Raw genomic sequence first — 26,766 nt, 5'->3', positions numbered from 1 at the left:
GCACGGTGGGCGGCGTCCCACCCGCGCAGCAGGTGTCGGGCACCGGAAACGCGAACGCGACGCACGGCGGCATCGCCGTCTCGGGCATCTACAACGACCATTCCAGCGTGGTGCTCCCACCGGAGGCGGTGCGGCCCGTGGGCGAGGTGAGAGCCCGACCGGGACTGGACAACCTGCCGTACCGCACGGCCCACTTCGTGGGGCGCGCCACCGAACTCGACCGTCTCGACGCCGCCATGAGGAAGACCGGTGGCGTGTGGATCCAGGCCGTGCACGGTCTCGGCGGGGTCGGCAAGAGCACGCTGGCCGTGCACTGGGCGGCCACCCGGGCCAGGAAGCACCGCCTCGCGCCCATCCGGTGGATATCCGCCGACAGCGCGGCGGGCGTGGAGCAGGGCCTGGCCGCCCTGGCCACCGCCCTGCAGCCCGCGACCTCCAAAGCGCTGACGGTGGAGGCCCTGGCCGAGAACGGGATGCAGTGGCTGGCCACGCACAGCGGCTGGCTGCTCATCCTGGACAACGTCAACCACCTCGCGGACATCGCCCCGCTCCTGGCCCGCGTCCCCAGCGGTCGCTTCCTCATCACCAGCAGACTCGCCACGGTGTGGCACGACGCCGCCGAGGTCATCCGGCTCGACACCCTGCAGCCGGCCGAATCACTGGCCCTGTTCACGCGCATCGCGAACGTCGGCGGCGACCGGGACCTGTCCGGAGCGGCCGAAGTCTGCGCGCAACTGGGGCACCTTCCCCTGGCCGTCGGACAAGCGGCCTTCACCCTCGCCGAGAACCCCCTGCTGACCCCGGGCAGGTACCTGGAACGGCTCCGGCGGAACCCCGGCCCGCTGTACCTGCAGGGCGGCGAGGGCGCCATCGACCCCGAACACACCGTCGCCCGCGTCTGGCGCGTGACGCTGGACCTTCTCGCCGAACAGCAGCCGCTGGCGGCCGACGTGCTGCGCACCCTGGCCTGGTACGCGCCGGACGGCATTCCCGCCGGGCTCCTGGACGGCGGGGGCGAACCGGCCGAGGTCGACGACGCGATCGGCGCCCTGAACAGGTACAGCATGATCACCGTGGACCCCGGGGCACGAGCCCTCTCCGTCCACCGGCTGGTCCAGTCCGTGGCCCGGACCTCCGCAGCCGACGACCCGCACCGCGCGCCCGGTCTCATCACCGAGGCCCGGGGGCGTGCGACCGCCGCACTGGAGGCCGCCGTCCGGCCGACCGACTGGCAGGACGCCGCCACCTGGCCCACCGGGCACGTCCTGCTCCCGCACATGGACGCCCTGGCCGACCACACGCCGGCGTGCGACGACACCGGCATCACGGCACGGCTCCTCGTCCACGCCGGTGTGTTCCTCATCAGCCAGGGACTCGCCACCCGAGCCGTCGCGCACCTCCGTCGAGCCCTCGACCACCACGAGCGGGAACTCGGCCACGACGACATCCACACGCTCACCTGCCGTCACAACCTGGCGCACGCCCACGAGGCGTCGGGGTACGTGAAGCGGGCCATCCCCCTGTACGAACGGGCCCTGCGCGACGAGGAACGCGTACTGGGGGAAACGCATCCGCTCACCCTCGCCAGCCGCAACAACCTCGCCGACGCCTACAGGGCCGTCGGCGATCCGGACAAGGCGCTCGCCCTGCTCGGAGGGAAACCCGCGTACGGCCCGCTTCCCGGCGCGTCCGAGGACGGCGAGGACATCACCGCTGTCGCCATGCGCAACACCCTCGCCCGTACACGGCGGACGGCCGGTCACCACGACGAGGTCGTTCGCCTGTACGGGGAGAACCTCGGCGCCTCCGTCCGCGCGCTCGGGAAGGACCACCACCTCACCCTGGTGACGCGGAGCAACCTGGTGGCCGCGCGCGCGGCGTCGGTGGAGCCGCGAGAGACCGTCCGTCTCTTGGAGGAGGTCCTCGGCGACATGGAACGCGTCCTGGGCGACGAACACCCCGACACCCTCGTCGTGCGGGGCAATCTGGCGGGCGCCTGCCGGAAGGCCGGTGAGCTCGACCGGGCCGTCGCGCTGTTCGACGAGGTACTGCCGGTCATGGAGCGCGTGCTCGGCGAGAGCCACGGCACGACTCGCGCCGCCCGCGTCGCCCTCGCTCTCGCGTGCCGCGCGGCCGGCGACCCGGACCGGGCAGCGCGCCTCGCCGCTCCGCGACCGGACCCGCCGGACGGTCCCGGCGCGCCGTCGGCGCACCGTACGGACCCCACCGATCCCGGTGCGGCGGCGGTCGTTCCGGACGAGGGGCATCTCGACACCCGCGGCGCCGACATCGGCTACGGGTTCCTGGCCGTCGGCGACGTGGACCGCGCCGTTCCCCTCCTGGAGCAGGCCGTCCGCGGCGACCGGCACCGGCTCGGCGGGGACGACCCCGGCTCGCTCACCACCCGTCACAACCTGGCGGTGGCCCACCTCAAGGCGGGACGCGCCGAGCGGGCCGTTCCGCTCTTCGAAGAGGTCCTCCGGGCGCGGGAACGTTCACTGGGGGAGGACCATCCCGGCACCCTCACCAGCCGCAGGCATCTCGCGGACGCCCACCGCGAGTCGGGCGACTTCGGGCGGGCCCTCCCGCTCTACGAGCAGACGTTCCACGCGCGGTCACGAGTCCTCGGCGCGCGGCACGAGGACACCCTCGCCGTCCTCGGCATGCTCGCGCACACCTATCGGCTCGCGGGCCGGCCGGACCGGGCCGCGCCGCTCTTCGAGCAGGCGCTCCACGGACAGGAGCGGGTGCACGGACCCCATCACCCCGACACGCTCACCATCCGCAACAATCTCGCCGGAGCCTACCTGGACGCGGGTGAACTCCACCGGGCCGCGCTGCTCCACGAGGAGAACGCCACCGCGTGCGCCCACGCCCTCGGGGAGGACCATCCGCACACCCTCGTCGCCCACCACAACCTGGCGGTCACCCACGCCGCCTCCGGAGACTTCGGCCGGGCCCTCCCGCTGTTCGAAGCCACGTTCCGGCGACAGCGGAGGGCTCTGGGCGCGGATCACCCCGACACGCTCTCCACGCAGCTGAGTCTGGCCGGCACGTGCCAGGAGGCCGGACTGCGGCGCCGGGCCCGGAGCCTGTACGGGCAGGCCCTCTCCGGGTGCCGTCGCACCCTCGGAGAGGAGCATCCCCTGACGCGAGCCGTACGCCGGGGCCTGGCGTCCACCAGGCGGTCCGGGCGCCGGCGCTGAGCGCCGCGCCCCTCGTCCCCCGCTTCGGCGCACCGCCTTCACGAGGTGGGGGACGGCCGCTCCCCGGTCACCTGTGCGATCCAGTCGAGGTACGACCGGACGCGGGTGTTCACGGCGGGGGAGTCGGTGGCGCACCCCCGCCCGTAGGAGACCAGGCCGACCAGATACGGCTTCCGCGCCACCGTGCGGACCAGGGGGCCGCCGGAGTCGTACTGGCAGGTGTCCCGCCCGGGGGAGTATGTGCAGAGCTGGGCGGGCGTCACCCGGAACGCGCCCCTGGCCTCGCAGGCCGCGTTGTCCATGGTGTCGAGGGTCACGGTCCGCAGGACGGGGGAGGCGCGTCCGCCGGACGAGGTGGCGCCCCACCCCGGCGCCTCCACCCGCGTGTGGTCGAAGGCGCCGTGGGCGTAGGGCGAGGGCAGGGCGACCGGGCGCACGTCCCGGCCGAACACCACCGGCTCGGCCAGCCGGACGAGGGCGATGTCGTTCCGCTGGGTCTCCGGGTCGTACTCCGGGTGCGTCAGGAACCGGTCCGGGGCCGCGAGCACCGCGTGCGGACTGTCGTCCCCGCTCGTCAGGTCGTGGTCCCCGAGGAGCACGCCCACCCGCGCGGTGCTGCTGTACGCGCCCGTCAGGCAGTGCGCGGCGGTCAGGACGTACCGGTCGCCGATCAGCGCCCCGCCGCACATCACCCGCCGCTCGGCCAGGTCCACGAGCCCCGCCATGAACGGGTACTGGTGCGGCCCGGCCTCCTGTCCGCCGACGACCGCGTGCGCCGGCGCGGGCCCGAGCACGCTCATGCCCATCACCGCGCCCGCGACCGAGGCCACGAGCTTTCGCGTCCGTCCCATGGGACCTCCGATCCGTCGGCGTCACCCTGCCGGGGCCGACGGCGTGCAGAGACGTTTCCTCCGCGTGCTTTCCGGCCCGCGTCGGCATCAACGAACCGGACGGGACCCGGTCACCCCGGCTCGGCCCCGGACTGGCGTTCGACGGGAGGGCGCGGGTGGCGCGCGGGCGCGGAGCCGACGGGGCGGGGGCGGTGCGCGGGCGGGGGTCCGGGGCGGGCGGTTACGGCACGCGCGCGGTCCACTCCTCGGTGGCGAACTTCGTCCGCACCAGCTCCTCCGCCCGGGCCAGCTCCTCCTCCGTGACCTCCCCGGCGGTCAGTCCGTAGCGGTCGCGGAAGGAGGCGATCATGTTCTCGATCACCTGCTCCCGGGGGAGGCCGGTCTGGCGCCGGAGCGGGTCCACGCGCTTCTTGGCGCTCCTCGTGCCCTTGTCGGACATCTTCTCCCGGCCGATGCGCAGGACCTCCAGCATCTTGTCGGCGTCGATGTCGTAGGACATGGTCACGTGGTGCAGGACGGCCCCCGGCCCGCCGTCCGGGCCGACCACCCGCTTCTGGGCGGCGCCCGCGATCTTCCCGGCCTCGGTGGCGATGTCGTTGAGCGGCTGGTACCACGCCTTGATCCCCATGTCGCCGAGCGCGCCCAGGACCCAGTCGTCGAGGTAGGCGTAGCTGTCGGCGAAGGACAGGCCCTGCACGAGGGAGTCGGGGACCGAGAGCGAGTACGTGATCGTGTTCCCCGGCTCGACGAACATCGCACCGCCGCCGCTGATCCGCCGCACCACCCGGATGCCGTGCCGCTCGGCCGCCTCCGGATCGACCTCGTTGCGCAGGGACTGGAAGCTGCCCATCACCACCGCCGGGGCGCCCCACTCCCACACCCGCAGGGTCGGCGGGCGGCGGCCGGCCGCGACCTCGGCCGTCAGGACCTCGTCCAGGGCCATGTGCAGGGCGGGGGACTGCGGCGGCTCGTGGATCAGCTGCCAGTCGTAGTCGGTCCAGTCCGTGGCGCGGGCGACGGCGCGGCGGACCGCGATCCCGACACCCTCGGACGTCAGCCCGAGCATGTGCGTGCCCGGCGGCAGCGCCGCGTCGATCCGCGCCGCGAGCCCGGCGGCGTCCGTGTCGGCCGGGGCGCCCTCCAGGGCCCGGTCGATCGCCAGGACCGCTTCGTCCGGCTCCAGGAAGAAGTCGCCGGCGACCCGGACGTTCCGCAGGACGCCGTCCTCGGAGTCGAGGTCGACGACCACCAGCTTTCCGCCCGGGACCTTGTACTCGCCGTGCACGGGATCCTCCTGCGGGTGAGGGATGAACTCGGCCAAAGGGTACTCCCCGGCGGAACGGCCGACGACGGAGGCGCCGTACCGTTCGCCGGAGCGGCGTGCTTGGCTGGGCGCATGATCGAAGACTTCCTCGCACACGTTCTCGACGGCGGTACGGCCGAGGTGGAGGAGGCGGTCCGCGAGGCTGCCGCCGCCGAGATCACGCCGCGTTTCCGGCAACTCGCCGCCCACGAGGTCGTCGAGAAGAACGGACCGCACGACCTGGTCACCGTCGCCGACCGGGCTGCCGAGGCCCACCTCACCGCCTCCCTCACCACGCTCCTCCCCGGCTCCGTGGTCGTCGGCGAAGAGGCCGTCCACGCCGACCCGGAGGTCTACGGCGCGCTGCGCGGCGACGCGCCCGTGTGGATCGTCGACCCCGTCGACGGCACCCGCCAGTTCGTCCACGGTGACCCCGCCTTCTGCACCCTCGTCGCCCTCGCCCGGCACGGCGAGGTCCTTGCCTCCTGGACCTACGCCCCCGCCCTGGAGCAGATGGCCGTCGCGGTGCGCGGCCGCGGCGCCACGTTGAACGGGAATCCGCTGCGCTCCGGCTCGCCCGCGCCCGGCGAGGTCCTGGAGGTCGCCTCCTCGCACCCCGACTACACCACCCCGGAGCAGAAGCACGCCCTGCTCGGCCTGGACGCCGACGGCGTCCGTCCCCGCCCCTGCGGCTCCGCCGGACTCGAATACCTCGCCGTGGCGCGCGGGGAGATCGCCGGGGTCGCCTTCTCCTGGGAGTACGCGTGGGACCACGCGGCCGGACTCCTCCTGGTCGCCGAGGCGGGCGGCGCGGACACCACGGTCGCCGGGGAGCCGTTCCGCGTCACCGGCGGCAACGCGCTGCCGTTCACCGCGGCCCGGGACGCGGCGACCGCCGAGAGGATACGGACCCTCCTCGGAGGGAGGTGAGACCGCCGGGCCCGTCCGCCTATCCTGAGGGCCCGGCCACCGGCTGACGAAGGAGCCCGCGGGTGACGCACAGGACACCGATGCTCGACGCCGCCGTCGTGGGGGCGGGCCCCAACGGACTGACCGCCGCCGTGGAACTGGCCCGCCGCGGCTTCTCCGTGGCCGTCTTCGAGGCCAGGTCCACCGTGGGCGGCGGCGCCAGGACCGAGGAGCTGACCCTTCCCGGCTTCCGGCACGACCCCTGCGCCGCCGTGCACCCCCTCGGCGCCGGCTCGCCCGTCTTCAGGACGATGCCCCTCGACCGGTACGGACTGGAGTGGCTCCACCCGGAGCTGCCCATGGCCCATCCGTGGGACGACGGCACCGCCGTCGTCCTCGCCCGCTCCGTCGCCGAGACCGCCGCCTCCCTCGGCCCGCGCGACGCCGGGGCGTACCGGCGGCTCGTCGCCCCCTTCCGCGGCAAGTGGGACACCCTGGCGGCGGACTTCATGCAGCTCCCGCTCACCGCGCTGCCCCGCGACCCGGTCACCCTCGCCCGCTTCGGCCTCGCCGGGCTGCCGCCCTCCACCTGGCTCGTGCGCCGCTTCCGGGACGAGAAGGCCCGCGCGCTCTTCGCCGGGCTCGTCGGCCACGTCATGGCCCCCCTCGGCGGCTTCGCGACCGGCGCCGTCGGCCTCGTCTTCGCGCTCGCCGCCCACGCCGGCGGCTGGCCGCTGCCCCGGGGCGGTTCGCAGTCCCTCTCCGACGCCCTCACCGCGTACCTCCGGGACCTCGGTGGCGCCGTCCACACCGACTACGAGATCAAGCGCCTCGACGACCTGCCGCCGGCCCGCGCCTACGTCTTCGACACCTCGCCCACCGCCCTCGCCCGGATCGCCGGCTTCGGCGGCCACTACGACCGCTACGCGTACGGCGCCGCCGCCTTCAAGATCGACTACGCCCTGGACGGCCCCGTGCCGTGGACCGCCGAGGAGCCCCGCCGCGCCGGCACCGTCCAGATCGGCCCCACCGCCGGGGAGATCGGCACCGCCCTGAACCGGGCGTCCTCCGGCACCGCGCCCGACGTGCCCTTCCTCATCACCGCGCAGCCCAGCCTCGTCGATCCCTCGCGCGCCCCCGGGGGCAAGCACGTCTTCTGGGCGTACGGCCACGTGCCCAACGGCTGGCGCGGCGACCTCACCGAGTCGATCGAACGTCAGATCGAGCGCTTCGCCCCCGGCTTCCGCGACCGCGTCCTGGCCCGCGCCACCGCCGGCCCGCCCGAACTCGCCGCCCGCAACGCCAACTACGTCGGCGGCGACATCGCCTGCGGCGCCGCCCGCGGCCTCCAGCTCCTGCTGCGCCCCACCCTGTCGCTGCGCCCCTACGACACCCCGCACCCCGCGGTCTTCCTCTGTTCCTCCGCCACCCCGCCCGGCCCCGGCGTGCACGGCATGTCCGGCCACAACGCGGCGAAGGCGGTCTGGCGGCGGCTGCGCGCCCCCGCCCGCGAAAATTAGACTGGCCCCATGGCCAAGTACTTCGACGTGCACCCCGACAACCCGCAGCCGCGCACCATCGCGGCGGTGGCCGACAGCATCCGGAACGGGGCGCTCGTCGCGTACCCGACCGACTCCTGCTACGCGCTCGGCACCCGCATGGGCAGCCGCGACGGCATCAGCCGCATCCGGGCGATCCGCGACCTGGACGACCGGCACCACTTCACCCTGATGTGCCGGGACTTCGCCCAGCTGGGCCAGCTCGTGCACATCGACAACGACGTGTTCCGCGCCGTCAAGGCGGCCACCCCCGGCCCGTACACCTTCATCCTGCCCGCCACCAAGGAGGTGCCGCGCCAGCTCCTCCACCCCAAGAAGAAGACGGTCGGCGTCCGCATCCCCGACCACGTCGCCACCCAGGCGCTCCTGGCCGAACTCGGCGAGCCGATGCTCTCCAGCACCCTGCTCCTGCCCGACGAGGCCGAGCCGCTGACCCAGGGCTGGGAGATCAAGGAACGGCTCGACCACCAGGTCGACGCGGTCCTCGACTCCGGCGACTGCGGCACCGAGCCCACCACCGTGGTGGACTTCTCCGGCGGCGAGCCCGAGATCGTCCGCCGGGGAGCGGGGGACACCGCCCGCTTCGAGTAGCGGGCCCCGGGGCCGGACGGCCATGTCGTTTTTCCGCCAGCTCCGGCGCCGTCCGTCCCCGACCATGGAGACATGCACACCGACACCGAGCGCTGCGTGCGGGCCGTCCGGTCGAAGGACGCCCGCTTCGACGGCGTGTTCTTCACGGCCGTCCGCACCACCCGGATCTACTGCCGGCCGAGCTGCCCGGCCGCCCCGCCCAAGGCCGAGAACATGGAGTTCCACCCCAGCGCCGCCTCCTGCCAGCGCGCCGGCTTCCGGGCCTGCAAGCGGTGCCGGCCCGACACCAGCCCCGGTTCGCCCGAGTGGAACGTCCGGGCCGACGCCGTCGCCCGCGCGATGCGGCTCATCCAGGACGGCGTCGTCGACCGGGAGGGCGTCCCGGGCCTCGCCCGGCGGCTCGGCTGGTCCACCCGCCAGATCGAACGCCAGCTCCTCGCCGAGCTGGGCGCCGGTCCCCTCGCCCTGGCCCGCGCCCAGCGCGCCCAGACCGCGCGGGTGCTCATCGAGACGACCCCGATGCGCCTGGGCGAGATCGCCTTCGCCGCCGGGTTCTCCTCCGTCCGCGCCTTCAACGACACCGTCCGCGAGGTCTTCGCCCTCACCCCCGGCGCACTGCGCGCCCGGGCCGCCCGTCCGGCCGCGCCGCGGTCGCCCGCCCCCGGAGCGATCTGCCTCCGGCTGCCGTTCCGCGCGCCCTTCGAACCCTCCAACGTCTTCGGCCACCTCGCGGCGACCGCCGTCCCCGGCGTCGAGGAGTGGCGGGACGGCGCCTACCGCCGCACCCTCGGTCTCCCGCACGGGCACGGCACCGTCGCCCTCGCCCCCCGCGCCGACCACATCGCCTGCCGCCTCTCCCTCACCGACCCGCGCGACCTCACCCACGCGATCAGCCGCTGCCGCAGACTCCTCGACCTCGACGCCGACCCCGTCGCCGTGGACGAGCGGCTGCGCGCCGACCCGCTGCTCGCCCCGCTCGTGGACGCCGCGCCCGGCCGCCGGGTGCCCGGCTCCGTCGACCCCGCCGAGTTCGCCGTACGCGCCGTCCTCGGCCAGCAGGTCTCCACCGCCGCCGCCCGCACCCACGCCGCCCGGCTCGTCGCCGCGCACGGCGTCCCGGTCGACGACCCCGAGGGCGGCCTCACCCACCTCTTCCCGGAACCCGGGGCGCTCGCCGCCCTCGACCCCGCCGACCTCGCCCTGCCCCGCAGCCGCCGCACCACCCTCCTGACCCTGGTCCGGGCCCTCGCGGACGGCACGCTCCCCCTCGGCCCCGCCGACGACCGCGAGGAGGTCCGCGCCCGGTTGCTCGCCCTGCCCGGCTTCGGCCCCTGGACCACCGAACTCATCGCCATGCGGGCCCTCGGCGACCCCGACGCCTTCCTCCCCGGCGACCTCGGCGTCCGCCGCGCCGCCGAACGCCTCGGCCTGCCCGCCACCCCGGCCGCGCTGACCGCCCGCGCCGCGTGCTGGCGTCCCTGGCGCGCCTACGCCGTCCAGTACCTCTGGGCGACCGACACCCACCCGGTCAACCACCTGCCCTCCTGAGGAGACCGCGCCCGTGCCCACCGTCCAGCACACCGTCGTGGACAGTCCGTACGACCCGCTGACCCTCGTCGCCGTCGACGGGGTCCTCAGCCGCGTCCACATGACCGGCCAGCGCCACCGCCCGCCCGAGGAGACCTTCGGCGAGCCCGACCCGCGCCCCTTCGGGGAGACGATCCGTCAGCTCGACGCCTACTTCGCCGGCGAACTCACCGAGTTCGACCTGCCGTTGCACCTCGTCGGCACCCCGTTCCAGCTGCGCGTCTGGGAGCGGCTGCGCCTCATCCCGTACGGGGAGACCCGGACGTACGGCGAACTCGCCGAGGAGCTGGGGAGTCCCGGCGCCTCCCGTGCCGTCGGCCTCGCCAACGGCAGGAACCCCGTCGGCATCGTCGTCCCCTGCCACCGGGTGGTCGGGACCGGCGGCGGCCTCACCGGCTACGGCGGCGGCCTCGACCGCAAACGGCGGCTCCTGGCCTTCGAGTCGGGTACGAAGGAACCCGACGTCCTCTTCTGAACCCCGTTCCCCCCGGCCGGGGTGCTAGGTTCCCGGCATGCCCAAGATGAACATCGCGCTCGACGCCGAACTCGTCGTGGAAGTCATGGTCCTGGCGGGGATCAACAACCCCCAGGACGCCGTCGAGGCGGTCGTCCGCGACTACATCGCCCGCGGCCACCGCACCGAGGCCCGGGTCGCCGGCCGGGACGAACCGCAGCGCACCGGCGAGATCGTCCCGCCGGAGCCCCCGCAGGGCTGAGGCAGGCCGGATGGCCCGCCCCGCCGGGGCCTCAGCCCTCCTGGTCCGGGACCTCAGCCCTCCCGGTCCGGGGGCTCCGCGTCGCGGCGCGCCCGCGCCGCGCGCCGCAGGCGGGGGTGGCGGTCGCCGCCCTGCTCGGTCATCGCCTCGCCGACCATGGACCGCACCGCGTCCCGCAGCCCGTGCAGGGCGTGGTGCCGGACCGGACCCGCTCCCGGGTCCTCCCGCAGCTCCTTCACGAGCGCCCAGCAGAGCACCAGCATCGCCACCACGAACGGCAGCGCCACCAGGATCGTCGCCGTCTGGAGCGAGTCCAGACCGCCCACCACGAGCAGCGCCGCCGCCACGGCGGCCATCAGGACGCCCCACACCACCACCAGCCAGGTCGGCGGATGGAGCGCGCCGCGGCTGGTCAGCGACCCCATCACCAGGGAGGCCGAGTCGGCGCTGGTGATGAAGTACGTCATCACCAGGACCATCGCCAGGACCGAGGTGACCGTGCCCAGCGGCAGCGCCTCCAGCATCCCGAACAGCGACGCCTCCGCCCCGTCCGCCACCGTCGCCGCCAGGTCCGCGGCGCCCGTCGACTCCAGCCGGATCGCCGTGCCGCCCATCACGCAGAACCACACCACCGTCGCCCCCGACGGCACGAGCAGCACGCCCACCAGGAACTCCCGGACCGTCCGGCCGCGCGAGATCCGGGCGATGAACGTGCCGACGAACGGCGCCCAGGACAGCCACCACGCCCAGTAGAAGATCGTCCACTTCCCCAGCCAGCCGGGGTCGGTGAACGCCCCGGTCCGGGTCGCCATCGGCAGCAGCTGGTGCAGGTAGCCGCCGACGGAGGCCGGGATGGTGTCCAGGACGTAGACGGTCGGCCCGAGCAGGAAGACGAAGAGCATCAGACAGGCCGCGAGGGCGACGTTCAGCGTGGAGAGCCACTTCACGCCCTTGTGGAGGCCGGAGAAGGCCGACAGGACGAAGGCCGCCGACAGCGACACGATGACGACGAGCTGGACGGTCGTCGTGTTCTTCACGCCCATGGTCAGGTCCAGTCCCTCGGCGACCTGGAGGGCGCCGAGCCCCAGACTCGTCGCCGTGCCGAACACGGTCGCGAACACCGCGAGCAGATCGATCGCCTTGCCCGGCCAGGAGGCCGCCCGCCGCGCCCCCATCAGCGGCACGAAGGCGGAACTCAGCCGGTTCCCGCGGCCCTTGCGGAAGCCCGCGTACGCCAGGGCGAGGCCCGTGATGCCGTAGATCGCCCACGGGGTGAGCGTCCAGTGGAAGAACGAGTACTCCATGGCGTTGAGGGCCGCCGTGCCCGTCCCGGCGGAGGCCCCGCTCGCCGGCGGCGGGGACAGGAAGTGCTGGAGCGGCTCCCCGACCCCGTAGAACATCAGGCCGATGCCCATGCCGGCGCTGAACATCATCGCGATCCACGCCAGGTGCGTGAACTCGGGCTCGGAGTCGTCCGGACCCAGCCTGATCCGGCCGAACCGGCTCAGCGCCAGCACCACGCACAGCACCAGGAAGACGTCCGCCGCGACCACGAACAACCAGGCGAAGTTGGAGAGGACCCAGTCCAGGGCCGTGGAGGAGGCGCTGTCGAAGGACTCCTCGCCCAGGGCCGCCCAGGCCACGGCCGCGGCGACGGCCGTGACCCCGATCCCGATGACCTTGCCGTCAGGCGCGTGCCGCCCGTCCGGGGCTGCCGGGGCGCGCTCGCTCGGTTCCGTGCTCATGCGACCCCACTATGGTGCGGAATGTCCGTGCGGCGGGGGGTGGCACGCCGTCCGGCGGTCCGGATAGGGTCGGCGGCGGCGCGACTGCACGTTCGAAAGCAAGGGATGCAAGGTGACGGACGGAGCAGCAACTGAGGTCGCCCGCGTGCTCGTGGCGGCCGACAAGTTCAAGGGTTCGCTCACGGCGGTGGAGGTCGCGCGGCGGGTCTCGGCGGGTCTGCGGCGGGTCCTCCCGGACCTCGTGGTGGAAACGCTGCCGGTCGCGGACGGCGGCGACGGCACCGTCGCGGCGGCCGTCGCCGCCGGGTTCGAGCGCCGTGAACTGACCGTGACGGGACCGCTCGGCGAACCGGTCACCGCCGCGTTCGCGCTGCGCGGCACCACCGCCGTCGTCGAGATGGCGGAGGCGTCCGGCCTCCAGCTCCTCCCGCCCGGTGTGTTCGCCCCGCTCACCGCGACCACGTACGGTTCCGGCGAACTGCTCCGCGCCGCCCTGGACGCCGGTGCGACCACCGTCGTCTTCGGCGTCGGCGGCAGCGCCACCACCGACGGCGGCGCCGGGATGCTCGCCGCGCTCGGCGCCCGCTTCCTCGACGCGGCGGGCGAGCCCGTCGGCCCCGGCGGCGCGGCCCTCGCGGATCTGGCCGCGGCCGACCTCACCGGCCTCGACCCCCGCTTCGCCGGGGTCGACCTGGTCCTCGCGAGCGACGTCGACAACCCCCTCACCGGACCCAAGGGCGCCCCCGCCGTCTACGGCCCGCAGAAGGGCGCCACCCCGGACGACGTCCGGACCCTGGACGCGGCCCTCGCCCACTTCGCCACCGTCCTGGAGAAGACCGTCGGCCCCCGGGCGGCCGAGGCCGCCGCGGCACCCGGCGCGGGCGGCGCGGGCGGCATCGGCTACGGCGCCCTCATCCTCGGCGCGAGCTTCCGCCCCGGCATCGAGCTGATGCTGGAGGTCCTCGGCTTCGCTCCCGCCCTGGAGCGCGCCGACCTCGTCATCACGGGCGAGGGCTCCCTCGACGAACAGACCCTGCACGGCAAGGCCCCGGCCGGCGTCGCCTCGGCGGCCCGCGCGGCGGGCAAGGACGTCGTCGCCGTCTGCGGCCGCCTCGCCCTGCCCGCCGAGTCCCTGGGCGGGGCCGGCATCCGCCGCGCCTACCCCCTCACGGACCTGGAACCGGACACGGCGACGTGCATCGCGAACGCGGGCCCGCTCCTGGAGGACACGGCGGCCCGCATCGCGCGCGACTTCCTGTCGTAGCACCGGCGGCGGGCACGCCGCCCGCCCGCACGGCGGTCCTCCGCCCCGGACGTGGCGAGGACCCGCACGCCGTGGGCGCCCGTCACCGGCCCTGGTCGGCGAAGCCCGTCCGCCAGGACGGGCGGGCCGGGACCCAGCCGAGCGCACGGGCCCGGGTGTTCACCGCGCCCCGGGCCCACGGTGCCCGTCCCTCCGTCCGTTCCGGGGCCGGGACGCCCAGGGCCTCCGCCAGGACCGGCAGCCAGGCGTGACCGGGGGCGGGGCTCGTCGTCCACCACGTTGTACGCGCCCGGGGGCCACTCCAGGGCCCGTACGGCCGCCTCGGCGGCGTCCCCGACGTGCACGAAGGAGCTGACCGAACCGTCGGCCGCCAGGCTCCCCAGGAACCGCGCCCCCGGGTCCCCGGCGAGCGCGGCGGCGACGGCGCCGCCCGGCGCGTACCAGGTGCCGGGCCCGTAGAGGATCCCGTACCGCAGGACCACGGCCTCCGGCAGCCCGGCCACCGCCGACTCCAGGGCGCGCACCCCGGCGACGACCCGGGCCCGGGGGAGCTCCTCCACCGGGTCGAGCGGCGCGGACTCGTCGGCGGGCGCGTCCCCGGGGGCGTACGCCCAGGAGATCGACTGCGCCACGATCCGCCGGACGCCCGCCGCGCGCGCCGCGTCCACCAGGTTCCGGGTGCCCTCGACGCGGACCCGGTTGTTCGCGGCCCCGTCCGCCCCGCCCAGGTCGGTGAGCTGGTGCACCACCGCGTCCGGCGCGGCCGCGGCCACCGCCCGCCGCACCGCCTCCGCGTCGAGCACGTCCACCGGGCGCGGACCGCGCCGGGAGATGCCCACGACCTCGTGGCCCGCCGCCCGCAGGCGCGGCACGAGCTGACGACCCACGGCGCCCGTGGCGCCCGCGACCAGTACACGCATGGACGCAGCGTAGAGGAGACCCCGCGACCGGCCGTGCCGGACGGCTCGCCCCCGGCGCCGTGCGCGCCCGCGCCCCGCCATGCCGTACCACGAGCGCCTCGGGCGGGCCCCGGGCACACGAAAAGGGCCCCGGAAGGCGAATCGCCTTCCGGGGCCCTTTTCGTGTGCCGTCCGCTACGGCAGCTGTGCCGCCCGCGCCTCCCGGCTCTCGCGCCGGTTGCCGCGGAAGGTGTTCACCCGGCGGGCCGTCGCGAAGAGGGGGATCACGGCGCCCAGCACGACCTGGAGCGCGCAGCCGGTCTGGAGCAGGAACGCCCCGCCCGGCGCGTCGAACGCCCAGGCCGCCAGCATGGCCATCGCGCCGACGATCCAGCTCAGCATCGCCACCGCGAGGATGCCCCGGGGCTTCGGGTACTCGACCCGGCTGACCATCAGCCACGCCACCCCGATGATCGCGAGCAGCGTCGGGATGAAGGGCAGCTCCAGCAGCACGATCGAGACGACCGTCAGCGCGCCGAAGGGGCTCGGCATGCCCTGGAACATGCCGTCCTTCATGGTCACGCAGGAGAATCTCGCGAGCCTGAGGACCACCGCGAGCAGCACCACGATCGCGGCCACGGCCGAGACCTTCTGCTGCGCGTCGTCCGCGACCATGCCGTACACGAGCACGAAGTAGGCCGGAGCGAGACCGAAGCTGATCAGGTCCGACAGGTTGTCGAGCTCGGCGCCCATCGGGGAGCTGCGGAGCTTGCGCGCCACCAGCCCGTCGAAGAGGTCGAAGACCGCCGCGCACAGCATCAGGATCACGGCGGTGGCGGCGCTGTTGCGCGCCATGCCGGTCTCGTTGCTGCCGGTGAGGTGCGGGATGAGGATGCCCGTGGTGGTGAAGTACACGGCCATGAAACCGCACGTGGCGTTACCGAGCGTGAGGGCGTCCGCTATGGACAGCCTCAGCGACAACGGCATCTCCTCGGCCTCCTCGGCCGCCCGCGCCTCGGCGTCGGCGGCCCAGTCGGCCGACTGTGTCTCGGGATCAATCACGGTCAATGCGAGTCACCCCCGCTGTGGTGACCTGACCGACCTCGACCGCGACCTCGACACCCTCGGGGAGGTAGATGTCGACGCGCGAGCCGAAGCGGATCAGGCCGATACGGTCGCCCTGCTCCACCTTCGTCCCCTGCGGGACGTACGGCACGATGCGACGGGCGACGGCGCCCGCGATCTGTACCATCTCGATGTCGCCGAGCTCGGTGTCGAAGTGCCAGACAACGCGCTCGTTGTTCTCGCTCTCCTTGTTGAACGCCGGGACGAACCCGCCGGGGATGTGCTCCACGGACGTCACCGTGCCGGCCAGCGGCGCGCGGTTGACGTGGACGTTCAGCGGGCTCATGAAGATGGCGACCCGGGTGCGCCCGTCCTTCCACGGCATGATGCTCTGCACCACGCCGTCGGCGGGGGAGATGACCCGGCCCTGAGCGATCTCGCGCTCGGGGTCGCGGAAGAACCACAGCATGCCGGCCGCGAGCGCGGTGGTCGGCACGGCGATGGCCGCGGCGCGCCTCGACCCGCGCGCGCGCACGAGGCTGAGCGCCGCGGTGGCGACGGTCGGCAGGAGCCACGGCGATGCTCCGCGCGCGAGGCGTACGCCCTTGAGGCTGTCGCGGTGTGCAGAGGTTTGGCTGTGGGGCATGGATGACCTTCGTAGCGGATGATGCCGCACTGGCAACGGGGACGGCGGCTTTCCGGCGATGCTATCGGTTGCGGGGCGCAACTGGGCAAGCCAGGAACCGAGTCGGCGGCCGGAAGACGAACACGGGGTGTGATCTTCTTCGCGGCCGAACCGGCTCAAAAGCGACAATCAACCCTGGAATCGGTACTCCTCCAGCAGCCGGCGACCAATGATCATTTTCTGGATCTCGGCGGTACCTTCACCGATGAGCAGCATCGGAGCCTCCCGGTAGAGGCGCTCGATCTCGTACTCCTTCGAGAAGCCGTATCCGCCGTGAATGCGGAAGGCGTCCTCGACGACCTCCTTGCAGTACTCGGAGGCGAGGTACTTCGCCATCCCTGCTTCGAGGTCGTTTCGTTCGCCGGAGTCCTTTTTGCGTGCTGCGTTCACCATCATGGCATGGGCGGCCTCGACCTTGGTAGCCATTTCGGCCAGTTTGAACTGGATCGCCTGGTGCTGGGCGATGGCCTTGCCGAAGGTGTGGCGCTGCTGGGCGTACGAAACGCCCAGCTCGAACGCACGCTGAGCGACGCCGCAGCCACGCGCCGCCACATTCACGCGTCCGACCTCGACGCCGTCCATCATCTGATAGAAGCCCCGGCCCGTGACCCCGCCGAGCACACGATTGGCCGGAATACGCAGTCCGTCCATGATCAGCTCGGTCGTGTCGACGCCCTTGTACCCCATCTTGTCGATCTTCCCGGGGATGGTGAGGCCCGGACGGACCTCTCCGAAGCCGGGTTCCTTCTCCACGAGGAAGGTCGTCATCGACTTGTGGGGGGCGGTGCCCTCCGGGTGTCCTTCGTCACTCCGGACCAGAACGGCCACCAGCGACGAGGTGCCGCCGTTCGTCAGCCACATCTTCTGGCCGTTGAGGACGTACTCGTCGCCGTCCCTGACGGCCTTCGAGGTGATGGCCGACACGTCCGAGCCGAGGGCCGGCTCCGACATCGAGAACGCGCCGCGCGTCTCGCCGGCCGCCATGCGCGGGAGGAAGTACTCCTTCTGCTCCTGCGTGCCGTGCTGCTTGAGCATGTACGCCACGATGAAGTGGGTGTTGATGATGCCGGAGACCGACATCCAGCCGCGGGCGATCTCCTCCACGCACAGCGCGTAGGTGAGCAGCGACTCGCCCAGGCCCCCGTACTCCTCGGGGATCATCAGGCCGAAGACGCCGAGCTCCTTGAGCCCGTCCACGATCTGCTGGGGGTACTCGTCGCGGTGCTCCAGGCCGGTCGCGACCGGGATGATCTCCTTGTCCACGAAGTCGCGGACGGTGGCCAGGATCTCCTGCTGGACATCGGTGAGGCCGTGGGTCTGGGCGAGTCGCGCCATGGTTACTTCTCCGGCTTCTTGGAGGGCTCGACGAGGTCGGGGCGGCCGGGCTGCTCGCCGCCGCGCTCCTTGATGTACGTCTCGGTGGGGACCATCACCTTGCGGCGGAAGACGCACACGAGGGTGCCGTCCTGCTTGTAGCCCTTGGTCTCCACGTACACGATCCCGCGGTCGTTCTTCGACTTCGACGGGGTCTTGTCGAGGACCGTGGTCTCGCCGTAGATCGTGTCGCCGTGGAAGGTCGGCGCCACGTGCCGCAGCGACTCGATCTCCAGGTTGGCGATGGCCTTGCCGGAGACGTCCGGCACGGACATGCCGAGCAGCAGCGAGTAGACGTAGTTGCCGACGACGACGTTCTTGCCGAAGTCCGTCGTGTTCTCGGCGTAGTGCGCGTCCATGTGCAGCGGGTGGTGGTTCATCGTGAGCAGGCAGAAGAGGTGGTCGTCGTACTCCGTGACCGTCTTCCCGGGCCAGTGCTTGTAGACGGCACCGACCTCGAACTCCTCGTACGTGCGGCCGAACTGCATGGTGCTACGCCTCCGGGATCTCGAACTTGGTGGTGCGCCGCATGCCGGCGGCACGACCCTTGCCGGAGATGACCAGGGCCATCTTGCGGGACGCCTCGTCGATCATCTCGTCGCCGAGCATCGCGGAGCCCTTCTTCCCGCCGGCCTCGGACGTGTAGTAGTCGTACGCGTCGAGGATCAGCTCGGCGTGGTCGTAGTCCTCCTGCGAGGGCGAGAAGATCTCGTTCGCGGCGGCGACCTGGTCCGGGTGCAGCACCCACTTGCCGTCGAAGCCCAGGGCGGCGGCGCGGCGCGCGACGGCCTTGTAGCCCTCCTGGTTGCGGATCTGCAGGTAGGGGCCGTCGATCGCCTGGAGGTTGTTGGCGCGGGCGGCCATCAGGATGCTCATCAGGATGTGGTGGTAGGCGTCCGCCGGGTAGCCGGGCGGCTGCTCGCCCACGACGAGGGACTTCATGTTGATGGAGGCCATGAAGTCGGCCGGGCCGAAGATGATCGTCTCGACGCGCTGGGACGCCCGCGCGATGGCGTTGACGTTGGTCAGGCCCTGCGCGTTCTCGATCTGCGCCTCGATGCCGATCTTGCCGACCTCGAAGCCCATCGTCTTCTCGATCTGGGTGAGCAGCAGGTCCAGCGCGACGATCTGCTGCGCGTCCTGGACCTTCGGCAGCATGATGCAGTCGAGGTTCTGGCCGGCGCCCTCGACGACCGTGACGACGTCCCGGTACGTCCAGTGGGTCGTCCAGTCGTTGACGCGGACCACGCGCGTCTTGCCGGTCCAGTCGCCCTCGTTCAGGAACTTCACGATGGTGTGCCGGGCCTCGGGCTTGGCCAGCGGGGCGCAGGCGTCCTCCAGGTCGAGGAAGACCTGGTCGGCGGCGAGGCCCTGGGCCTTCTCCAGGAAGCGCGGGTTGGAGCCGGGGACCGCCAGGCAGGAGCGGCGGGGGCGCAGCCGGTTCACGGGAGACGCGGGGCTGGTCATGCGGGGACCTCCGTACTTTCAAGGGAGCTGAGCTTGTTGGCTCTGCGGATCTCGTCGACGATACGGCCGATGATCTCCGTGATGCCGAAGTCCTTCGGGGTGAAGACGGCGGCCACGCCCGCGCGCCTCAGTTCCGCGGCGTCGGCGTTCGGGATGATCCCGCCGACGATGACGGGAATGTCGGACGCGCCCGCCTCGCGGAGGCGGCCGAGGACGTCCGGGACCAGCTCGGCGTGCGAGCCGGAGAGGATCGACAGGCCCACGCAGTGCACGTCCTCGGCCAGGGCCGCGTCGACGATCTGTTCGGGGGTCAGCCGGATGCCCTGGTAGACCACTTCGAAACCGGCGTCGCGCGCGCGTACGGCGATCTGCTCGGCCCCGTTGGAGTGCCCGTCCAGACCGGGCTTGCCGACGAGCAGCCGCAGCCGTCCGGCGTTCAGCTCCTCCGCGGTCCGCGCCACCTTCTCCCGTACGAGGGCCAGCGGCGTGCCCGCCTCGGCGGTCACCGCGACCGGGGCGGAGGACACGCCCGTGGGGGCGCGGAACTCGCCGAAGACGTCCCGCAGCGCCCAGGACCACTCCCCGGTGGTGACGCCCGCGCGCGCGCACTCCAGGGTGGCGGCGAAGAGGTTGCCGTCGCCGGCCGCCGTCGCCTTCAGCTTCGCCAGGGACTCCTGGGCGCGGGTCTCGTCGCGGTTGTCGCGCCACTCGTGGAGGGCGGCGACCACCCGCGCCTCGTTCGCCGGGTCCACCGTCATGATCGCGGTGTCCAGGTCGGCGGTGAGGGGGCTCTCCTCGGTCGACCGGTAGATGTTGACGCCGACGATCTTCTCCTCGCCGGCCTCGATCCGGGCGCGCCGCTCGGCGTGCGAGGAGACGAGCTGCGCCTTGAGGTAGCCGGACTCGACGGCCGCCATCGCGCCGCCCATCTCCTGGATGCGGTCGATCTCGGCCAGGCACTCCTCGACGAGGGCGTCCACCTTGGCCTCGATCACGTGCGAGCCGGCGAAGATGTCCTCGTACTCCAGCAGGTCGGACTCGTGGGCGAGGACCTGCTGGATGCGCAGCGACCACTGCTGGTCCCAGGGCCGGGGCAGACCCAGGGCCTCGTTCCAGGCGGGGAGCTGGACGGCCCGCGCGCGGGCGTCCTTGGAGAGGGTGACGGCCAGCATCTCCAGGACGATCCGCTGGACGTTGTTCTCCGGCTGGGCCTCGGTCAGGCCGAGCGAGTTGACCTGCACGCCGTAGCGGAACCGGCGCTGCTTGGCGTTCTCGATGCCGTACCGCTCGTGGGTGATCTTGTCCCAGATGCGCCCGAAGGCGCGCATCTTGCACATCTCCTCGACGAAGCGGACGCCCGCGTTCACGAAGAACGAGATGCGGGCGACCACCTCGCCGAAGCGGTCCTCGGGGACCTGGCCGGAGTCCCGGACCGCGTCGAGCACCGCGATGGCGGTGGACATCGCGTACGAGATCTCCTGGACCGGAGTGGCCCCCGCCTCCTGCAGGTGGTAGCTGCAGATGTTGATCGGGTTCCACTTCGGGAGGTGGTTCACCGTGTAGGTGATCATGTCCGTCGTGAGGCGGAGGGAGGGGCCGGGCGGGAAGACGTGCGTCCCGCGCGACAGGTACTCCTTCACGATGTCGTTCTGGGTGGTGCCCTGGAGCCCGGCGACGTCCGCCCCCTGCTCCTCCGCGACCACCTGGTAGAGCGCCAGGAGCCACATCGCCGTGGCGTTGATGGTCATCGAGGTGTTCATCCGCTCCAGGGGGATGTCCTGGAACAGCCGGCGCATGTCGCCGAGGTGCGAGACGGGGACGCCGACCCGGCCGACCTCGCCGCGGGCGAGGACGTGGTCGGGGTCGTAGCCCGTCTGCGTCGGCAGGTCGAAGGCGACCGAGAGGCCGGTCTGACCCTTGGCGAGGTTGCGCCGGTACAGCTCGTTGGACGCCTCGGCGGTCGAGTGACCGGCGTACGTCCGCATGAGCCACGGCCGGTCCTTCTGGCGCTCAGTCATCTGTGGTCCCGGGTTCAGATGTTGCGGAAGCGGTTGATGGCGTCGATGTGCTGGGCCCGCATCTCCGGGTCGCGCACGCCCAGGCCCTCCTGGGGCGCGAGGGCGAGGACGCCGACCTTGCCCTGGTGGAGGTTGCGGTGGACGTCGTAGGCGGCCTGGCCGGTCTCCTCCAGGGAGTAGACCTTCGACAGGGTGGGGTGGATCTTGCCCTTGGCGATCAGGCGGTTGGCCTCCCACGCCTCGCGGTAGTTCGCGAAGTGCGAGCCGATGATCCGCTTGAGCGACATCCACAGGTAGCGGTTGTCGTACTGGTGCATGTACCCGGAGGTCGAGGCGCAGGTGGTGATGGTGCCGCCCTTGCGGGTGACGTACACGGAGGCGCCGAAGGTCTCGCGGCCCGGGTGCTCGAAGACGATGTCGATGTCCTCGCCGCCGGTGAGCTCGCGGATGCGCTTGCCGAAGCGCTTCCACTCCTTCGGGTCCTGGGTGTGCTCGTCCTTCCAGAACTTGTAGCCCTCGGCGTTGCGGTCGATGACCGCCTCGGCGCCCATGGACCGGCAGATGTCGGCCTTCTCGGGGGAGGAGACGACGCAGATCGGGTTGGCGCCGCCGGCCAGGGCGAACTGGGTGGCGTACGAGCCGAGGCCGCCGCTGGCGCCCCAGATGAGGACGTTGTCGCCCTGCTTCATGCCGGCGCCGTTGCGGGAGACGAGCTGGCGGTAGGCGGTGGAGTTCACCAGGCCCGGGGCGGCCGCCTCCTCCCAGCTCAGGTGGCCGGGCTTCGGCATCAGCTGGTTCGACTTGACGAGGGCGATCTCCGCCAGGCCGCCGAAGTTGGTCTCGAAGCCCCAGATGCGCTGCTCGGGGTCGAGCATCGTGTCGTTGTGGCCGTCGGAGGACTCCAGCTCGACCGAGAGGCAGTGCGCGACGACCTCGTCGCCGGGCTTCCACGAGTTGACGCCGGGGCCGGTGCGCAGGACGACGCCCGCGAGGTCGGAGCCGATGACGTGGTACGGCAGGTCGTGGCGCTTGGTCAGCTCGGAGAGGCGGCCGTAGCGCTCCAGGAACCCGAAGGTCGACACCGGCTCGAAGATCGAGGTCCACACCGAGTTGTAGTTGACCGAGGAGGCCATCACGGCGACGAGCGCCTCGCCGGGACCGAGTTCGGGGACCGGGACCTGGTCGAGGTGGAGCGACTTGCGCGGGTCCTTGTCACGGCTGGCGAGTCCGGTGAACATCTCGGCCTCGTCCTTGTGGACGGTGACGGCGCGGTACGACTCGGGGAGCTGGATGTTCGCGAAGTCGGCGGACGTGACCGCGGCGGAGCCGCTCGACGTCACGGTCTGGGACTGGATCGCGTCCAGGATTTCCTTCACGGGTTGCCTCCGGCGGTGAGCGTCCGGGGAGGACGCCTGGGGGTTGCGACGGGAAGTGCTGCTGCTGTGGAGGTGTGCCGTCGGTTCGGCTGGGCGGTGCGGTGGCGCGGCGCCGTTCGGGCGCGGGGTTGCCTGTGACGCAGGCGTCCGGGCGCACGGGCCGTCGGCCCGTGGGGACAGCCGGCGCGCGAGGTGGTCTCCGCGTGCCGACCGCCCGGACACCATCAACGTATGGCACGCCGTGTCACCTGACAAGGCACTGCGTGCCAGTAATTTCACTCGCATGCGAACTGCCCGTCACAGATGAGCGATGATCGATCGAATGGGTGGCTCATACCGCTCCGACCTGGGCAAACGCCGCGTGGGCCGCCCCCGGGATCGGGAGCGGCCCACGCGGTGCGCCGTGGAGCGGGAGGGCTCAGACGGTGCCGAGCGCCTGCTGGATGGAGCGCATGACCTCGTCGAGCGGCGCGTCCGTACGGGCCACGGCGACCACCACGTCACCGCGGGCGGAGGCCCGGACGGCGGGGGCGGGGCCGTCCTGGGGGGCCGCGGAGGACGGGGCCGGCCGGCCCGCGCCCATGCCCGACCCGAAGGTCTCCCGGACGATCGCGAAGGCGTGGTCGAGCTGGGCCTCCACGTCGCCCTCGCCGCCCGCCCGCAGCCAGCGGCGCAGCACGTGGTTGTGGGCGGTGACGACCGCCGAGGCCGCCACCTCGGCGAGCAGCGGGTCGTCGTTGCCGTCGTGGTGGTCGCGCTCGTCGAAGTGGCCGAGGAGGTAGCGGGTGAACAGCCGCTCGTAGCGGGCCACCGAGGCGATCTCCCGCTCCCGCAGCGTCGGCACCTCGCGGGTGAGCCGGTAGCGCTCCACGGAGACCGCGGGGGACCCCGCGTACATCTTCATGACCTCCTTGATGCCCCGGCACACCGTGTCGAGCGGGTGCTCGTGCGGCGGCGCGGCGTTCAGCACCGCCTCCGCCCGCACCAGGGTGTCGTCGTGGTCGGGGAAGATCGCCTCTTCCTTGGAGCGGAAGTGGCGGAAGAAGGTCCGCCGCGCGACCCCGGCCGCGGCCGCGATCTCGTCCACCGTGGTGGCCTCGTACCCCTTGGTCGCGAAGAGCTCCATCGCCGCGGTGGCGAGCTCCCGGCGCATCTTGAGCCGCTGCGCGGCGGCACGGGTGCCCGCCGCGCTCTCCGGAGCGTCGGACGGAGAGGTGGCACGGGGTGACTTCGCGGCCTTGGACATGGTCCGAACGTACTGCATCGGAGTGGACGTGTGCCCAGGTGGGGGCGGGGAACCCCCCGGGGCACCGGGGGTGCCCGGGGGGATCAGGAGCCCGCCCCAGCCGGGGGAGCGGGGTTCAGCGCCGGGCATATTCGCGGAAGCCGCGCCCCGTCTTGCGGCCCAGGCAGCCCGCCGCCACCAGGTGCTCCAGGAGCGGGGCCGGGGCGAGGCCGGGGTCGCGGAACTCGCGGTGCAGGACCCGCTCGATCGCGAGCGAGACGTCGAGGCCGACCACGTCGAGCAGCTCGAACGGGCCCATCGGGTAGCCGCCGCCCAGCTTCATCGCGGCGTCGATGTCGTCCAGGGTCGCGTAGTGCTCCTGGACCATCTTGACCGCGTTGTTCAGGTACGGGAAGAGCAGCGCGTTCACGATGAAGCCGGCCCGGTCGCCGCAGTCCACGGGGTGCTTGCGGATCCTGGTGGTGACCTCGCGGACGGTGGCGTGGACGTCGTCGCCGGTCAGGACCGTACGGACGATCTCCACCAGCTTCATCGCGGGCGCCGGGTTGAAGAAGTGCATCCCGATGACGTCCTGCGGGCGCGTGGTGGCCCGGGCGCAGGCCACGACCGGCAGCGAGGAGGTCGTGGTGGCGAGCACCGCGCCCGGCCTGCAGATCTTGTCGAGCCGCGCGAACAGCTCCTGCTTGATCTCCAGGTCCTCCGCGACCGCCTCGACCGCCAGGTCGACCTCGGCGAAGGCGTCGAGCGTGCCGGCCGGGGTGATCAGGGCGAGCGTGGTGTCACGGGCCTCGGCCGTCATCCGGCCCTTGGACACCGAACGGTCCAGGGACGTGGCGATCCGGGCCTTGGCGGTGTCCGCCTTCTCCTGGGAGCGGGCGGCGAGCACGACCTCGTACCCGGCCTTGGCGAAGACCTCCGCGATGCCGGAGGCCATGGTGCCCGAACCGGCGACGCCGACCGAGCGGACCTCGCGGCCGGCCCCGGCCTCCGCCGAGGCGAGCGGGGTGAGCGCGTCGCGCACCACCTCGCCGGAGTCCGGCGCCGCGTACGTGTAGAAGCCGCGGCCCGTCTTGCGGCCCGTCAGGCCCGCCTCGCTGAGCTGCCGGAGGATCGGGGCGGGGGCGTGCAGCCGGTCGTGCGAGGAGGCGTACATGGCCTCCAGGACCGTGCGGGCCGTGTCGATCCCGATCAGGTCGAGCAGCGCCAGCGGGCCCATCGGCAGGCCGCAGCCCAGCCGCATCGCCGCGTCGATGTCCTCGCGGGAGGCGTACTTGGACTCGTACATCGCGGCGGCCTGGTTCAGGTAGCCGAAGAGCAGCCCGTCCGCGATGAACCCGGCCCGGTCCCCGACCGCCACCGGCTCCTTGCCGAGGTCCTGGGCGAGGCGGGTGACGGCCTCGACGGCCCGCGGGTCGGTCAGCACCGAGGAGACCACCTCGACCAGCCTCATCGCCTGGACCGGGGTGAAGAAGTGCAGGCCGAGCACCCGCTCGGGGTGCGCCGAGTCGGCGGCGAGCCGGGTGACGGAGAGCGCGTTGGTGCCGGTGGCCAGGATCGCGTCGGGCCGGACGATGCCGTCGAGGGCCCGGAAGACCTCCCGCTTCGCCTCGTACGACTCCGGCACGACCTCGATCACGAGATCGGCCTCGGCGGCCGCCCGGAGGTCGGGGAAGGTGCGGAAGCGGGCCAGGACGTCCTGCCGCTCCTCCTCGGTGATCCGCTCGCGGGCCACGGCGCGGGCGGTGGATGCCTCCAGGGCGGCGACGGCCCGGGCGGCGGCCGCGTCGCTGATGTCGATGCCGATGACCTCGCGGCCGGCCCGTGCGAGGACGTCGGCGATGCCCGTGCCCATGGTGCCGAGACCGACGACGGCGATGGTGGAGAGAGGGGTGTCCATCAGGGGACTCCAGGGAGGGAGAGTGACGACTGAGGGCAGTACGCGCGGGTGGTGCCGCTGAATCGCGCGAAAGGAATCGCGGAAGAACACGCGGGAGCGGGCCCGGAAAGGGCGGTGCCCGGTGAAAGGGGAGACGGGCTCTGTCCCGGAGCCGCGTCGAAACTGCCGAACCGACGAACGCTCACGACGGCTGCGTCACCAGGCCGTTGTGAGAAGCGGGGATCGACCCGCTCACCCGAGACTAACCGGCCGGTAACGAGCGCGCCAGTCCCGGGAAGTCGAGAAGATGTGATCTGGATCGCGGATAGGCTCGGATTCATGGAATACGCCGAGGACCCGGAATTCTGCTCGATGATCGATCGATTGCGCGACGAGATCGAGAATGAGGGCGGAGAGGTCCCGGCGGAATTCGGACGGCTCGCGGAAACCCGCGACCCCGAGGAACTGCACCACGTTCTCACCGCGCCCGGACAGCCGCTCTGGGCCCGGGAGATCGCCGCCTACGCCCTGGGCGTCGCCGGGGACCCGCGCGCCTTCGAGCCCCTCGTCCTCCTCCTCAACCACCGCGATCCCGAGCGCTGCGTCACCGCCGCCCACGCCCTGACCCGGCTCGGCGACCCGCGCACCGCCCGCGCGGCCGCCGCCCTCGCCACCAACGAACTCCGTGCCGCCTACGCCCTGCTGCCGGTCCGGCTGCTCGCCGCGCTGCGCGCCCCCGAGTCCGTACCGGCCCTGATCACCGTCCTCGAACGGCGCCTCCCGGCCGACGACCCGCACTGGCGGGTCGGTCTCGCCTGCGTCGAAGGGCTCGGTGCCCTCGGCGATCCCCGGGCCCGCCCCGCCCTGGAGGCCGCGCTGCCGCACCCCCGTCTCGGCGCGGCGGCGGGACGGTCGCTGGGGCGGCTCGGCCCCGCCGGCTGAACGGGACCGGACGGCGGGGGCGCGGCCGGCGCGGGCCGGGCGGTGCGGGACCGGACGGCGGAGGCCCGGTCCGGTGGCCCCGGCCGG

Annotated in this window: 22 protein-coding genes; 9 read left to right on the top strand and 13 right to left on the bottom strand. The window is 72.9% G+C overall.

Features of this window, described 5'->3' with window-relative positions; all coding sequences use genetic code 11:
* The first annotated feature begins 5 nt into the window (after positions 1-5).
* Positions 6-3,206: a tetratricopeptide repeat protein gene (locus ACFYZY_RS20450; RefSeq protein ID WP_388695958.1), complete on the top strand. Its 3,201-nt coding sequence runs from the start codon at positions 6-8 to the stop codon at positions 3,204-3,206.
* A 38-nt stretch (positions 3,207-3,244) separates the two neighbouring features.
* Here ACFYZY_RS20450 and ACFYZY_RS20445 read toward each other — a convergent pair whose 3' ends face one another.
* Complete coding sequence (locus tag ACFYZY_RS20445; protein WP_388695955.1) at positions 3,245-4,057, bottom strand: serine protease; 813 nt, start codon at positions 4,055-4,057, stop codon at positions 3,245-3,247.
* Between the two features lie 220 nt (positions 4,058-4,277).
* Entirely contained in the window at positions 4,278-5,342 is a 1,065-nt protein-coding gene (locus ACFYZY_RS20440; protein WP_388695952.1) for a biotin/lipoate A/B protein ligase family protein, read from the bottom strand.
* Between the two features lie 111 nt (positions 5,343-5,453).
* Here ACFYZY_RS20440 and ACFYZY_RS20435 point away from each other — a divergent pair, with 111 nt between their 5' ends.
* From ACFYZY_RS20435 to ACFYZY_RS20410, 6 genes are all read left to right on the top strand, one after another.
* The gene (locus ACFYZY_RS20435) at positions 5,454-6,290 is read left to right on the top strand and encodes an inositol monophosphatase family protein (RefSeq protein WP_388695950.1); all 837 of its coding nucleotides are present in this window, start codon (positions 5,454-5,456) and stop codon (positions 6,288-6,290) included.
* Positions 6,291-6,370: 80 nt separating this feature from the next.
* Positions 6,371-7,789, top strand: a complete 1,419-nt coding sequence (locus tag ACFYZY_RS20430) for a phytoene desaturase family protein (RefSeq protein ID WP_388696243.1) — start codon at positions 6,371-6,373, stop codon at positions 7,787-7,789.
* A 9-nt stretch (positions 7,790-7,798) separates the two neighbouring features.
* Positions 7,799-8,419 (top strand): L-threonylcarbamoyladenylate synthase, encoded by a 621-nt coding sequence (locus ACFYZY_RS20425; protein WP_388695947.1) that lies wholly within the window; start codon positions 7,799-7,801, stop codon positions 8,417-8,419.
* A gap of 72 nt (positions 8,420-8,491) precedes the next feature.
* On the top strand, positions 8,492-9,967 hold the full coding sequence (locus ACFYZY_RS20420; protein ID WP_388695944.1) for an AlkA N-terminal domain-containing protein: 1,476 nt from the start codon (positions 8,492-8,494) through the stop codon (positions 9,965-9,967).
* A gap of 13 nt (positions 9,968-9,980) precedes the next feature.
* Complete coding sequence (locus tag ACFYZY_RS20415) at positions 9,981-10,481, top strand: methylated-DNA--[protein]-cysteine S-methyltransferase (protein ID WP_388695941.1); 501 nt, start codon at positions 9,981-9,983, stop codon at positions 10,479-10,481.
* A gap of 37 nt (positions 10,482-10,518) precedes the next feature.
* Positions 10,519-10,722, top strand: a complete 204-nt coding sequence (locus tag ACFYZY_RS20410; protein ID WP_388695938.1) for a type II toxin-antitoxin system VapB family antitoxin — start codon at positions 10,519-10,521, stop codon at positions 10,720-10,722.
* Between the two features lie 53 nt (positions 10,723-10,775).
* On the opposite strand, the gene ACFYZY_RS20405 is transcribed toward ACFYZY_RS20410, so the two are convergent.
* On the bottom strand, positions 10,776-12,467 hold the full coding sequence (locus ACFYZY_RS20405; protein ID WP_388695936.1) for a BCCT family transporter: 1,692 nt from the start codon (positions 12,465-12,467) through the stop codon (positions 10,776-10,778).
* Between the two features lie 112 nt (positions 12,468-12,579).
* On the opposite strand from ACFYZY_RS20405, the gene ACFYZY_RS20400 reads away from it, so the two are divergent.
* Entirely contained in the window at positions 12,580-13,731 is a 1,152-nt protein-coding gene (locus ACFYZY_RS20400; RefSeq protein ID WP_388695934.1) for a glycerate kinase, read from the top strand.
* Here the strand turns inward: ACFYZY_RS20400 and ACFYZY_RS20395 are convergent.
* The 10 genes from ACFYZY_RS20395 to ACFYZY_RS20350 all read right to left on the bottom strand — a co-directional run bounded on the left by ACFYZY_RS20395 (position 13,626) and on the right by ACFYZY_RS20350 (position 25,758).
* Complete coding sequence (locus ACFYZY_RS20395; protein WP_388695933.1) at positions 13,626-14,651, bottom strand: NAD-dependent epimerase/dehydratase family protein; 1,026 nt, start codon at positions 14,649-14,651, stop codon at positions 13,626-13,628. The two genes, ACFYZY_RS20400 and ACFYZY_RS20395, sit on opposite strands and share 106 nt — an antisense overlap.
* 174 nt (positions 14,652-14,825) lie before the next feature.
* Positions 14,826-15,692, bottom strand: coding sequence for a CDP-diacylglycerol--serine O-phosphatidyltransferase (pssA, locus tag ACFYZY_RS20390; protein WP_388695932.1), 867 nt, complete (start codon positions 15,690-15,692; stop codon positions 14,826-14,828).
* The gene (locus ACFYZY_RS20385) at positions 15,685-16,341 is read right to left on the bottom strand and encodes a phosphatidylserine decarboxylase (RefSeq protein WP_388695929.1); all 657 of its coding nucleotides are present in this window, start codon (positions 16,339-16,341) and stop codon (positions 15,685-15,687) included. The genes pssA and ACFYZY_RS20385 overlap by 8 nt, the downstream gene beginning before the upstream one ends.
* Before the next feature lie 168 nt (positions 16,342-16,509).
* A complete protein-coding gene (locus ACFYZY_RS20380) occupies positions 16,510-17,715 on the bottom strand; it encodes an acyl-CoA dehydrogenase family protein (RefSeq protein ID WP_388695927.1) in 1,206 nt (401 codons plus the stop codon).
* Between the two features lie 2 nt (positions 17,716-17,717).
* Positions 17,718-18,242, bottom strand: coding sequence for a MaoC family dehydratase (locus ACFYZY_RS20375; protein WP_388695924.1), 525 nt, complete (start codon positions 18,240-18,242; stop codon positions 17,718-17,720).
* A gap of 4 nt (positions 18,243-18,246) precedes the next feature.
* Complete coding sequence (locus ACFYZY_RS20370) at positions 18,247-19,221, bottom strand: HpcH/HpaI aldolase/citrate lyase family protein (protein WP_388695922.1); 975 nt, start codon at positions 19,219-19,221, stop codon at positions 18,247-18,249.
* Positions 19,218-21,239 carry a protein meaA gene (locus ACFYZY_RS20365; RefSeq protein ID WP_388695919.1) on the bottom strand — a complete coding sequence of 674 codons (2,022 nt, stop codon included), beginning with the start codon at positions 21,237-21,239 and terminating at the stop codon, positions 19,218-19,220. The genes ACFYZY_RS20370 and ACFYZY_RS20365 overlap by 4 nt, the downstream gene beginning before the upstream one ends.
* A gap of 14 nt (positions 21,240-21,253) precedes the next feature.
* Positions 21,254-22,615, bottom strand: a complete 1,362-nt coding sequence (ccrA, locus tag ACFYZY_RS20360) for a crotonyl-CoA carboxylase/reductase (protein ID WP_388695916.1) — start codon at positions 22,613-22,615, stop codon at positions 21,254-21,256.
* A 418-nt stretch (positions 22,616-23,033) separates the two neighbouring features.
* Entirely contained in the window at positions 23,034-23,861 is an 828-nt protein-coding gene (locus ACFYZY_RS20355; RefSeq protein ID WP_388695915.1) for a TetR family transcriptional regulator, read from the bottom strand.
* 115 nt (positions 23,862-23,976) lie between these two features.
* Positions 23,977-25,758 carry a 3-hydroxyacyl-CoA dehydrogenase family protein gene (locus ACFYZY_RS20350; protein ID WP_388695913.1) on the bottom strand — a complete coding sequence of 594 codons (1,782 nt, stop codon included), beginning with the start codon at positions 25,756-25,758 and terminating at the stop codon, positions 23,977-23,979.
* Between the two features lie 318 nt (positions 25,759-26,076).
* Between ACFYZY_RS20350 and ACFYZY_RS20345 the strand changes: the two genes are divergently transcribed.
* Positions 26,077-26,679: a HEAT repeat domain-containing protein gene (locus ACFYZY_RS20345; protein ID WP_388695911.1), complete on the top strand. Its 603-nt coding sequence runs from the start codon at positions 26,077-26,079 to the stop codon at positions 26,677-26,679.
* Positions 26,680-26,766 lie beyond the last annotated feature (87 nt).

Source organism: Streptomyces sp. NPDC001744 (assembly GCF_042892575.1).
Classification (GTDB): Bacteria; Actinomycetota; Actinomycetes; order Streptomycetales; family Streptomycetaceae; genus Streptomyces.
This window is presented reverse-complemented; position numbering and strand designations above follow the sequence as displayed.

Coding starts and splice junctions, on each gene's coding strand:
- ACFYZY_RS20375 (WP_388695924.1), bottom strand. CDS start 18,242: ATGCAGTTCGGCCGCACGTACGAGGAGTTCGAGGTCGGTGCCGTCTAC.
- ACFYZY_RS20445 (WP_388695955.1), bottom strand. CDS start 4,057: ATGGGACGGACGCGAAAGCTCGTGGCCTCGGTCGCGGGCGCGGTGATG.
- ACFYZY_RS20365 (WP_388695919.1), bottom strand. CDS start 21,239: ATGACTGAGCGCCAGAAGGACCGGCCGTGGCTCATGCGGACGTACGCC.
- ACFYZY_RS20395 (WP_388695933.1), bottom strand. CDS start 14,651: ATGCGTGTACTGGTCGCGGGCGCCACGGGCGCCGTGGGTCGTCAGCTC.
- ACFYZY_RS20380 (WP_388695927.1), bottom strand. CDS start 17,715: ATGGCGCGACTCGCCCAGACCCACGGCCTCACCGATGTCCAGCAGGAG.
- ACFYZY_RS20410 (WP_388695938.1), top strand. CDS start 10,519: ATGCCCAAGATGAACATCGCGCTCGACGCCGAACTCGTCGTGGAAGTC.
- ACFYZY_RS20385 (WP_388695929.1), bottom strand. CDS start 16,341: ATGCCCCACAGCCAAACCTCTGCACACCGCGACAGCCTCAAGGGCGTA.
- ACFYZY_RS20370 (WP_388695922.1), bottom strand. CDS start 19,221: ATGACCAGCCCCGCGTCTCCCGTGAACCGGCTGCGCCCCCGCCGCTCC.
- ACFYZY_RS20420 (WP_388695944.1), top strand. CDS start 8,492: ATGCACACCGACACCGAGCGCTGCGTGCGGGCCGTCCGGTCGAAGGAC.
- ACFYZY_RS20355 (WP_388695915.1), bottom strand. CDS start 23,861: ATGTCCAAGGCCGCGAAGTCACCCCGTGCCACCTCTCCGTCCGACGCT.
- ACFYZY_RS20405 (WP_388695936.1), bottom strand. CDS start 12,467: ATGAGCACGGAACCGAGCGAGCGCGCCCCGGCAGCCCCGGACGGGCGG.
- ACFYZY_RS20345 (WP_388695911.1), top strand. CDS start 26,077: ATGGAATACGCCGAGGACCCGGAATTCTGCTCGATGATCGATCGATTG.
- ACFYZY_RS20430 (WP_388696243.1), top strand. CDS start 6,371: ATGCTCGACGCCGCCGTCGTGGGGGCGGGCCCCAACGGACTGACCGCC.
- ACFYZY_RS20435 (WP_388695950.1), top strand. CDS start 5,454: ATGATCGAAGACTTCCTCGCACACGTTCTCGACGGCGGTACGGCCGAG.
- ACFYZY_RS20425 (WP_388695947.1), top strand. CDS start 7,799: ATGGCCAAGTACTTCGACGTGCACCCCGACAACCCGCAGCCGCGCACC.
- ACFYZY_RS20350 (WP_388695913.1), bottom strand. CDS start 25,758: ATGGACACCCCTCTCTCCACCATCGCCGTCGTCGGTCTCGGCACCATG.